Source organism: Streptomyces sp. NPDC059866 (genome assembly GCF_042731325.1).
Lineage (GTDB): Bacteria > Actinomycetota > Actinomycetes > Streptomycetales > Streptomycetaceae > Streptomyces > Streptomyces flavusporus.
This window is the reverse complement of the sequence record NZ_JBHWJT010000003.1, coordinates 25,711-34,913: the sequence shown is the minus strand read 5'-3', so window position 1 is coordinate 34,913 and position 9,203 is coordinate 25,711. Positions and strand designations below refer to the sequence as shown.

Below are 9,203 nucleotides of genomic sequence, written 5' to 3'. Positions count from 1 at the left end.
CCGCCCCGCCTGGGGGGTGGGGGGGTCTGTCCCCCCCACCGCCCCCCCCCCCCACGGCCCTGAAGTCGGGGCTAGGAAGCCAACAGGATGGTTGTCGGCGTTCCCTGCCCGGCCATCTTGGCGTAGGGGGACAGTGATTCGGCCTTCTCCAGGAGGGGAGTGGCGATCTCCGAAGTGACGCCTGGCCACCTGACCAGCAGGTCGACGTGCAGCAGATAGCCGCCGTCTTCCGGATCCCGCCCGAACGCCACGGTCGCCTCCACGGAGATTGCGGCAGGATCGAGTGCCTCCCGCCGCGCCACCAGGCTCAGGGCCCCGTGGTAGCAGGCCGCGAAGCCGGCGGCGAACAACTGCTCGGGGTTGTTTCCCCGACCGTCCCCGCCGAGCTCGGCGGGCATACGCAGGTCAAGATCCATGGCCCCGTCGGCCGACCGTGCTCTCCCCGTGGCTCGCCCGTGCGCGGCAGTGCCGCCGCTGACGGTCACGGTCGTGGAGTAGATGGGGGAGAAGGACTCCCCCTCGAAGTCCTTGTCGGTGGACAGATCGGGCAACCTGATCTGGTCGTTCACAGCATGACTCCGGTGTCGTCACGGTGCCCGCCCGGCCAGGACCTCCCCCGCCCGCACAGAACAGGCAAGGCGGTGGAAGGGGAGGAGCCGGCCTCTGCGGGTGTTCTTGTCTGGCGGGTAGGGCAGCACATCCGTCCGCGGGCAAGGGCCACCCTGCCGCTCATGACCATCGTCACGTCGTGTGTCCTTCAAGTCTGGGAGAACCCTGGGGTCCGGATAACTGGTAGACCGACAGGTCCCCCCACTTGTGACACGGCCGGGACCCCACCACCGACTGCTGCGGGAGGTCTCAGGCGCTCAGGGACGCCACGTAGGGCAGCAGCTTGGCCGGATTCATCACCCACATGATCCGGTCGATCCCCTCGGCGGACGCGTCGACGGACAGCAGGGCCACGGCATTCCCGTCGGCGGAGACAAGGACGGCCGGCCGTCCGTTGGCCTCGACCCACCGGATGTCCGCCTGGGGCCAGAACCGGGGCGCGAACGCCGCGAGGTACTTGGAGACGCGCGGACGTCCGACGACCGGGATCTTCGACGCGCCGCGCACCCCGCCGCCGTCGGACCAGCTGACGACGTCCGCGGCGAGGACGTCCTCGAGCGCCGCCAGATTGCCCGTCTGCGCGGCGGCGAGGAACACCTCCAGCAGCCGTTTGTGATCAACCGGGCTGACGCGCTCCCTGCGCTCGGAGGCCAGGTGCTTGCGCGCACGGCTCACCAGCTGGCGGGTGTTGGCCTCACTCGTTTCCAGGATGTCCGCGACCTGCTTGTAGGGGTAGTCGAAGGCTTCTCTCAGGACATAGGCCGCCCGTTCCACCGGGTTCAGCTTCTCGAGGAGGAAGAGAACCGCCAGCTCGAGCGCCTCGGCCCGTTCCGCCCCCAGCTGAGGGTCCTCAGTGGTGTCGATCGGCTCGGGAAGCCACGGTCCGATGTACGACTCCCGCCGCACCCGGGCGGACTGGGCGAAGTTGATGGCCAGCCGTGCGGTGACGGTGGTCAGGAAGGCCGCCGGCTCCAGGACGTCCGTGCGGTCCGTGTTCTGCCACCGCAGCCATGCCTCCTGGACGATGTCCTCGGCTTCCACCGCGCTGCCGAGGATGCGGTACGCGATGCCGAAGAGCTGCGGGCGCGCCGCGAGGAATTCCCTCGTCGCCTGCTCAAGGGAGTCAGCGTCATCACCAGCGTGCACGGTCGTCCCTTCCGGCTTCCTGGCCACCATGCTACAAGCCGCCACAGCAGCGTGTGCATGCGGCCGCGGCAGGACACACACCGATGTCAGTGTTTGTGGAATTTCAGTGTCACTCATTGTGTTCCTGCGGACTGTCCGGGCACCCGTGGCTCCCGCGTCACCCATCCGGTGCCTCTCCTGTCCGACGGACGGTGCCCTGGTTGTGGACGCTGCGTGAAGGGGTGGTCACCATTGGGTGAGGGCCATCGCGAGCAGGGCCGGTTCGTCCCGTCCGGGCAGCGGAACGAACCCGTGCTCTGCCAGGTCGCCGGCGATCTCGGCGCGAGAGGCCGGCCACATCCAGAATGTCTCGGTGTACTCCTGCAGCACACCTTCCGCCCCGCGCACCCAGTAGTCGAAACGTGTGTGGATCCGGCCACCGTCGGCCGACAGCACCATGCGTCCTCCGTACTCGTGCTGCCCGACGCGCTGACCCGGCAGGACACGCACGGTTTCCTCATCCGGAAGGTGAGCGGGCGGGAGCTGAAGGAGCAGTGAACCGCCGGGAACGAGCGCCTGTGCGAGGGCCGGCCAAAGGGCACGCCGTGCGGCGGGTGCCAGACAGGCGATCGTGTTGTGGCAGACGGCCACGTCCGCGACCCCCTGCAGTCCCGCCTCGTCAAGCGTATGAGGGTGAACAGTGACCCGCTCCCTCAGCCCGGCGGGGAGGGAGGCGAGGCGCGTCATCAGCGGTGTGCGCATGGCGCGTGCAGGCTCGACGGCGTGCACGCCGACCCGGGATGCCAGCAGACTCATCAACGTGACACGCCCGGTGCCGGCACCGACATCCAGCACTCCGAGACGGGCGTTCGCGACATCACGGCTGTAGAGACGGCGGACCTCTGTGGCGTCCTGCCGGCCCTGCAGGATGTCGTAGAACTCGGCGCTGACCGCATAGTCGTCCCGCAGCCTGCGCACGGTGGATTCCCTGGATATAACAAGCTGCATATAAGCAAGACAGGCTGTGCGGTGTATTTGTGACATCTCGCGCGGAGCCGGTTCGTGGATGCCGGTGGTCGGTGGCCGGTGCGGTACACGGTGATACGCGCGGTGACGAGTGCGGTGAAGGCGCGCATCACACGGAGTGGGTCACCGGCGGGCGAGCCACTGGGCGAACGTCTCGTGCCCCACGTGGGCGTCCGGCGCGGGAAGCAGCGCCCGTTCCCCGATCTCCGCACCGAAGAAGGGGGCATGCACATCTGCGACGACATCACGCAGGTCACCCCGCGCGGCCAGCAGCTTCGCGGCGAGGTCGTCGAGACGGTGTTCCTCCGGGCCGGCGACCTGGAGAATGCCGGCCGCCGGCACTCCCACGGCGACATGGGCAACCGCAGCGGCGACATCGTTCGCCGACACGGGACGCAGCAGGACGGGCGCGACGTGCACACCGTCCGCACGCGCGTTCGTCAGCGCCGTGGTCTCGACGGATTCGAAGAACGGCGTGGCGCGCACGATCGAGGAGAAGGGAACCGGCGAACGCCGCACCTGCTCCTCCTGCAGCAGCTTCGCGCGGAAGTACCCCGACTTCAGCCGCTCGGCGCCCACGGCGGACAGAACCACGTAATGCTCGGCACCTGCCGCCGCCGCGGCCTCCACAAGGGTGGCCGTGGCGGTGCCGAAGAAGTCCACGCTCGCCTTCTCCGTACGCGCGGGCGCGTCGGTGGCGTCCACCACGACCTCGGCGCCCCGCAGGGCCTCGGCGAGACCCTCCCCGGTCGTGATGTCGACGCCCTCCCCGCGCGACACGGACACGACCTCCACACCGTGGTCCCGGAGCCTGGCAACGGTCCTGGAACCGATCAGCCCGGTGCCTCCCGCAACAACGACTCTCATCTGGGTCTCTTTCCGTCAGGGGTCGGTGACCCCACTGATGCCTTCATGACGATGACGGTGAAGTCAGCCGTCCACCACACCTGGGACAGGGCTCACACTGTTGTTGTGACACTGCTCGACGTAACGCGGTCGGCCACCGTGTCACAGATCCACAGCGCACTCGGTCATCATCGGAAACGGTCAGGGGACCAAGACACACGATCACACCGAGAGCCGAGGCCGCTGACGTGTGGGCGCCGCCACTCCCGAGCATTTCGAGGACACCCGTGAACGACAGACCCGCCCGCCGGCCGAGCAGTTCACAGGTGACCGGCAGCACGCAACGGCGACGGCAGCAAGGCCGCCTGTTCTTGGGTGCGTTGGTGGGTTCAGCCGTACTCGCCGTGGCGGCCGCCGGTCTGGCCGTCCGCGATGATGCGGAACCGGACCGGAGCGACCGCGTAAGCGTCGGTCGCACCTGCCGCTCCACGCTCGGGCAGGAGCTGGAGCTCTCCTGTGGAACGTACGGATTCGGAGACTTGCGCCACGTCTGCCCCACCGCAGCGGCCGGCGGCGGCCGGTGCGTGCCGACGAAGGTCGTGACGGTACGCAACACCGGTCCCTCCACGGTGTACGTGACCGTCATCAACGGGCCCAGGCAGGGCATCCGCGTCCAGGGCGGGGAACGGGAGATCACCCCCGGGCACTCGGCCACGCTGGGTCCCCGTGAAGGACAGCTGTTGTTCGACATCACCCTGCGCGGCGCAGGCGGGGACCCGAAGAGCCTGACCGTGACCCGCGTGCAGTGAGGCCGCCGAGCCACGCTCCGACGGCCGACAGCGCCTCGGTCGTCGACCGGCACGGTGTATCAGCTCGTCACTCCACGAAGTACGAGTCGTGCTTGTCGAAGAACCTGGCGCGCTCTTCATCCGTGGCGTGGGCCAGCTGTGACACCTTCTCGAAGTACTCCTCGCGTGGTGCGCCGGGGGTGAAGAGCAGCAGCATTTCGGCCGGGGCGTCGGAGTCGTTGCGGAAGGCGTGCAGTCCGCCCTGCGGCACGTGCAGGAAGTCGCCCTTCTGCGCATCGATCCACTTGTCTCCGTTGAAGAGACGGACGGTGCCTTCCAGGATGTAGAAGGACTCCGAGATGGTCTTGTGGAAGTGGGTTTTGGGGCCGCCGGCTCTCGCCCTCATCTCGACTCGGTAGAGCCCGAACTCACCCCGCGTGGTCGTGGTGGTCGCCAGGTAGTGAATGGCGTCCTTGCCCGCTTCGCCGACATCGGGCGGGGTGTTCGCCGGACGGAAATCGGCGCTGACCTCGCCGCTCTCTCCCCAGTACACCTGCTCCGGGTACGACATCTTCAGCACTCCTTGCGTACGGTGGATGAACAACGCTCGTGAACAACGACCGAGGCTCCCCGGCGGATATGACAACTGACACCGGCCAGGAGCTGTGGCGGCAGCTTTTCCGGCTCCATGCCGGCGAGCAGCGGCAGCGCCGCCACGGCGACGATGGCTGAACACGGTGTGACAGGCTGCGCCGTAGGCCGGGGCGACGCGGAGACGGACGGCATGTGTGCGGCCGGGCCGGCTGTCCTGGGTCAGCCGAACTGGCCGGGCCGGTAGCCGCCGGCGGGCTGCTGGTTGATGACGTTGATGCGGTTGTAGGAGTTGATGACGGCGATGAGGGAGATCAGCGCCACGAGCTGGTCCTCGTCGTAGTACTTGGCGGCGTTCGTCCAGGCCTCGTCGGTGACCCCGCCGGCCGCGTCGGCGATCCGGGTCCCCTGCTCGGCCAGCTCCAGCGCGGCGCGTTCCGCCTCGGTGAAGACCGTGGCCTCCCGCCAGGCGGCGACCAGGTTGAGGCGTACCGACGTCTCACCGGCCGCGGCGGCGTCCTTGGTGTGCATGTCGGTGCAGAAACCGCACCCGTTGATCTGGCTGGCGCGGATCTTCACCAGCTCCTGGGTGGCGGCGGGCAGCCCCGAGTCCGACAGGACCTTGCTCGCCGAGTTGATGTGCTTCAGCACCTTGTTCGCGAGGGAATTGCCGAAGTAGTTGACACGCGAGTCCATGGCGATCTCCTGGTCGAGATGCGGATACACACCACTGACCGGACAGCCCGGCAGAATGTGACGTGATCCGGTGAACGGGCCGGCTGACTCAGACGGCCGCGAACGTGACGCCTGTGAGACGCTCGGAGATCTGCCAGAGCCGGGCTGCGTCGGCCTCGTCCCGGGCCGACTTGTAGATCGCCAGTTGTGTGGGGCTGCCGGTGAACTGGCCCAGACCGTCAGGGCCGTACAAGCGCCCGCCTCGTGCGTCAGGGCTCGTGGCCGCGTACAGCGGGGGAAGCAGCCCGGCGTCGACGGATTGCACGAAGATCCCCCAGCGCGCGAGCCGCTTCATGATCGCCTCATGGGGTGCGGGGCGGGTGCGTCCGAGGTTGGGCCCGGAGGCGTAGAGGTTGGTCAGTGTCGTACCGGGGTGAGCGGCGTTGCTGACGATGCCCCATTCGCCTGCCGCGCTCAGCCGGTTCAGCTCGAGGGCGAACAGCAGGTTGGCCAGCTTGGACAGGTTGTAGGCACGCACCGGCGAGTAGCGCTGCTCGCTCTGCAGGTCGTCCCAGTTGATCCTGCCGCCGCGTGCGGCGCTGCTGGTCACGGTGGTCACACGAGCCTGACCGGCGCGCAGCAAGGGCATCAGACGCCCGGTGAGTGCCACATGGCCGAGATGGTTGGTTCCGAACTGCAGCTCGTACCCGTCCTCTGTCGTGTGCCGGACAGACGGGGCCATCACGCCGGCATTGTTGATCAGGAGGTTGACCGGTCTGCCTTCCGCGTTCAGCGTGTCGGCGAGGGTTTCGACCGAGGCGAGGGAAGCCAGGTCGAGGACGCGTGTGGAGACCTGTGCCCCCGGCGCGCTCGCACGGATGCGTTCCAGCGCGGCGGCACCTTTGGAGGCGTTGCGCACCGGCAGGACAAGTTCGGCGCCGGCGCGAGCGAGCCGTTCGGCCAGCCCCAGGCCGACGCCGTCGCTCGCCCCGGTCACCACGGCGAGCTTTCCTCGCAGGTCGGGCACGGTTACTTCAGTCATCTCGAGCTCCCACTCGTGCAGGCCTTTCAACCAGCACCAACGTCCATGAACGGAGCCGCCCGATCCATGTGGCGCTCAACCATGGACTGACAGGGCATGGATGACATCGGTGCTGCGGAGCGGACGCTTGCAGCAACACGGTGTGACCCACAATGTGGCAGAACGCGCCTTGCCCCGCGTCCACAGGCGAGGTGGGGGGTACGCGGGGCAAGGGGTTCTGCGGTCAGGGACCCGGCCCTTCCGGGGCGGGTTGCACTGTTCCTCGGACCGAGTCGTGGGGGACTCAGCAGTCGTAGTCGATCAGGTCGAACGAGGCGTAGTGGTCCGCCGTGTAGTAGTCCTCCTGGTACTCCTCACCGGTGACGATGCGGCGCGCACCGCGCGTGGAGGAGCCCGGCGTGATCACGGTGTACTCGTGGTAGTAGCCGGAGGACTGGCTGGGCAGGATGCCTTCCCGGTTCTGGAAGACGGTGCCGTCCTGTTCGTAGGGGAAGGGGCCGCCGGCCTCGATCAGCTCGAGGGTGTCGTACGCCTGCGAGGGCAGGTCGCTGTGGCAGATGCTGCCGACCGCGGCGGCCGCCGGCGTGGCGGTGACGGTGCCGCCCACGAACAGGGCGGACAGGAGAGCGGCTGCGGCGCCGATCCGAGTGGCGCGTGGGGGGAATCTCATGTCCCCATGGTGACGCGCGTAGAGCATGGCATGTCAATGACAATCCCGAGATTTTTCCGTCAAGTCCGATGAGTTTTCGGGAAGTTAACCTCGCGCGCCGAGGCGCTGCCCGGCCCTCAGCCGGACTTCCGGCTCTCCGCCGCGGCGAACAGGGCGAACGCCAGCACCACCAGGGCGACGCTCGCGTAGATCTCGTAACCCTCGAGGAAACCGACCCGCTGCACGAGACCGATGTGCCAGTCGGTGAACTCGTGCAGCAGACCCATGGCGCCCTGCACCAGGGCGAGGAAACCGAGAAGTTCCAGCAGCTGTTTCATGACCACGACCCTCGCCCCGCGGACCTCCCGCGCACATCGGCCGCGGGGCGAGCCTCTCGGTCCGGAAGTCGGTGATCTCGCCCGCCCACCACGCCGAAAGTCGTCGGTGCCGCGACTTTGGTCGACGATCCGGCTTGCGGGGAGGTGTCGCGGTCCGTCCCTGCGTAGATTTGTCGACCGTGAAAGACGACGGGACCCTGCAGCCTCCGCCGGCGTTCGAGGGACGCCGGTGGTTGTTCCCGTCCGCCCTGGTCCACGCCCTCGATCCGGACGCCGGACGGCCCGGACGCCGGCCCCGGCGCACGCTGCGCGACTGGCTGGTCGACTTCAGCCTCTTCCTGGTGGCTGTCGTCTTCGGTCTGGCGGCAGCGGACTCCATGACCCCCGAGAACACCCCGCCGTCCCTCCTGGTCGTCGACCAGTGGCTCGGCGCCCTGGCCTGCGCCGCGGTCTGGCTGCGCCGCCGCTGGCCGCTCGGTCTCGCCCTCGCGATGCTTCCCGTCGGCTTCGTCTCGAACACCGCGGGCGGCGCCGGCCTGGTCGCCTTCTTCACCCTCGCGGTGCACCGGCCCTTCCGGTACGTGGGCTGGGTCGGCGGTATCTCCACAGCACTGGTCCCGCTCTTCTTCTGGCTGCGCCCGGAACCGACCCTGCCGTACGTCGCGGCGGTCGCGTTCACCGTCCTGCTCAGCGCCAGCGTCATCGGCTGGGGCATGCTCGTCCGGTCCAAACGCCAGCTCATGCTCAGCCTGCGCGACCGCGCCCAGCGGGCCGAGACGGAAGCGCGGCTGCGTGCCGAGCAGGCCCAGCAGCTCGCCCGCGAGGCCATCGCCCGGGAGATGCACGATGTGCTCGCCCACCGGCTGACCCTGCTCAGCGTGCACGCCGGCGCGCTGGAGTTCCGGCCCGACGCACCCCGCGACGAGGTGGCGCGGGCGGCCGGTGTCATCCGGGAGAGCGCGCACGAGGCCCTGCAGGACCTGCGGGAGATCATCGGCGTCCTGCGGGCGAGCGAGCCCGACGAGGCGGGCCGCCCCCAGCCGACGCTTGCCGCCCTCGACGCGCTGGTCGCCGAGTCCCGCGAGGCCGGCACGAAGGTCACCCTCCTCATGCGGGTCACGGAGCCGGCGGCCGTCCCCGCATCCGTCGGCCGCACCGCCTACCGCATCGCCCAGGAGGGCCTCACCAACGCCCGCAAGCACGCCCCGGGCACCGAGGTCACCGTGTCCGTGACGGGCGCGCCGGGCGAGGGCCTCACCGTCTGCGTACGCAACCCGGCCCCCGAGGGGGAGGTCCCGCCCGTCCCCGGCTCCGGACAGGGCCTGATCGGCCTGACCGAACGTGCCACGCTGGCCGGCGGCCGCCTGGAGCACGGGCCGCGCGAGGACGGCGGCTTCGAGGTGCGGGCGTGGCTGCCCTGGGGGTGAGCCGGGCGCTGCCCATGTCTCTTCGGTGCACAGCAAGTTGACTTGTGTGACGCGATGGGCTGACGTATGTCCAGCCGTCAGCAGCAC

At 69.0% G+C, this 9,203-nt stretch carries 12 protein-coding genes; 2 read left to right on the top strand and 10 right to left on the bottom strand.

What is annotated here, in order from left to right; all coding sequences use genetic code 11:
- Positions 1 to 71: 71 nt before the first annotated feature.
- The 5 genes from ACFV7R_RS04570 to ACFV7R_RS04550 all read right to left on the bottom strand — a co-directional run bounded on the left by ACFV7R_RS04570 (position 72) and on the right by ACFV7R_RS04550 (position 4,154).
- Positions 72 to 569 carry an Ohr family peroxiredoxin gene (locus ACFV7R_RS04570; protein WP_385259828.1) on the bottom strand — a complete coding sequence of 166 codons (498 nt, stop codon included), beginning with the start codon at positions 567 to 569 and terminating at the stop codon, positions 72 to 74.
- A 289-nt stretch (positions 570 to 858) separates the two neighbouring features.
- On the bottom strand, positions 859 to 1,785 hold the full coding sequence (locus tag ACFV7R_RS04565) for an RNA polymerase sigma-70 factor (protein WP_385259826.1): 927 nt from the start codon (positions 1,783 to 1,785) through the stop codon (positions 859 to 861).
- A 195-nt stretch (positions 1,786 to 1,980) separates the two neighbouring features.
- Complete coding sequence (locus ACFV7R_RS04560) at positions 1,981 to 2,712, bottom strand: class I SAM-dependent methyltransferase (protein WP_385259825.1); 732 nt, start codon at positions 2,710 to 2,712, stop codon at positions 1,981 to 1,983.
- Between the two features lie 171 nt (positions 2,713 to 2,883).
- A complete protein-coding gene (locus tag ACFV7R_RS04555) occupies positions 2,884 to 3,627 on the bottom strand; it encodes an SDR family oxidoreductase (RefSeq protein ID WP_385259823.1) in 744 nt (247 codons plus the stop codon).
- Positions 3,628 to 3,995: 368 nt separating this feature from the next.
- Entirely contained in the window at positions 3,996 to 4,154 is a 159-nt protein-coding gene (locus ACFV7R_RS04550) for a hypothetical protein (RefSeq protein WP_385259822.1), read from the bottom strand.
- Between the two features lie 51 nt (positions 4,155 to 4,205).
- On the opposite strand from ACFV7R_RS04550, the gene ACFV7R_RS04545 reads away from it, so the two are divergent.
- Positions 4,206 to 4,415: a hypothetical protein gene (locus tag ACFV7R_RS04545; protein ID WP_385259821.1), complete on the top strand. Its 210-nt coding sequence runs from the start codon at positions 4,206 to 4,208 to the stop codon at positions 4,413 to 4,415.
- Between the two features lie 67 nt (positions 4,416 to 4,482).
- On the opposite strand, the gene ACFV7R_RS04540 is transcribed toward ACFV7R_RS04545, so the two are convergent.
- The 5 genes from ACFV7R_RS04540 to ACFV7R_RS04520 form a co-directional block, all read right to left on the bottom strand.
- Positions 4,483 to 4,971, bottom strand: coding sequence for a cupin domain-containing protein (locus ACFV7R_RS04540; RefSeq protein WP_224734760.1), 489 nt, complete (start codon positions 4,969 to 4,971; stop codon positions 4,483 to 4,485).
- 236 nt (positions 4,972 to 5,207) lie between these two features.
- Entirely contained in the window at positions 5,208 to 5,681 is a 474-nt protein-coding gene (locus tag ACFV7R_RS04535) for a carboxymuconolactone decarboxylase family protein (protein ID WP_385259819.1), read from the bottom strand.
- A gap of 88 nt (positions 5,682 to 5,769) precedes the next feature.
- Entirely contained in the window at positions 5,770 to 6,702 is a 933-nt protein-coding gene (locus tag ACFV7R_RS04530) for an SDR family oxidoreductase (RefSeq protein WP_385259818.1), read from the bottom strand.
- 283 nt (positions 6,703 to 6,985) lie between these two features.
- Positions 6,986 to 7,372 carry a ribonuclease domain-containing protein gene (locus tag ACFV7R_RS04525; protein WP_385259816.1) on the bottom strand — a complete coding sequence of 129 codons (387 nt, stop codon included), beginning with the start codon at positions 7,370 to 7,372 and terminating at the stop codon, positions 6,986 to 6,988.
- Between the two features lie 116 nt (positions 7,373 to 7,488).
- Positions 7,489 to 7,689 carry a hypothetical protein gene (locus tag ACFV7R_RS04520; protein WP_385259813.1) on the bottom strand — a complete coding sequence of 67 codons (201 nt, stop codon included), beginning with the start codon at positions 7,687 to 7,689 and terminating at the stop codon, positions 7,489 to 7,491.
- Between the two features lie 170 nt (positions 7,690 to 7,859).
- Here ACFV7R_RS04520 and ACFV7R_RS04515 point away from each other — a divergent pair, with 170 nt between their 5' ends.
- On the top strand, positions 7,860 to 9,116 hold the full coding sequence (locus ACFV7R_RS04515) for a sensor histidine kinase (RefSeq protein WP_385259810.1): 1,257 nt from the start codon (positions 7,860 to 7,862) through the stop codon (positions 9,114 to 9,116).
- Positions 9,117 to 9,203: the final 87 nt, after the last annotated feature.

Excerpts from the sequence above, each read along its gene's own strand:
- ACFV7R_RS04565 (WP_385259826.1), bottom strand. The coding sequence starts at position 1,785 with ATGGTGGCCAGGAAGCCGGAAGGGACGACCGTGCACGCTGGTGATGAC.
- ACFV7R_RS04555 (WP_385259823.1), bottom strand. The coding sequence starts at position 3,627 with ATGAGAGTCGTTGTTGCGGGAGGCACCGGGCTGATCGGTTCCAGGACC.
- ACFV7R_RS04535 (WP_385259819.1), bottom strand. The coding sequence starts at position 5,681 with ATGGACTCGCGTGTCAACTACTTCGGCAATTCCCTCGCGAACAAGGTG.
- ACFV7R_RS04530 (WP_385259818.1), bottom strand. The coding sequence starts at position 6,702 with ATGACTGAAGTAACCGTGCCCGACCTGCGAGGAAAGCTCGCCGTGGTG.
- ACFV7R_RS04525 (WP_385259816.1), bottom strand. The coding sequence starts at position 7,372 with ATGAGATTCCCCCCACGCGCCACTCGGATCGGCGCCGCAGCCGCTCTC.
- ACFV7R_RS04520 (WP_385259813.1), bottom strand. The coding sequence starts at position 7,689 with ATGAAACAGCTGCTGGAACTTCTCGGTTTCCTCGCCCTGGTGCAGGGC.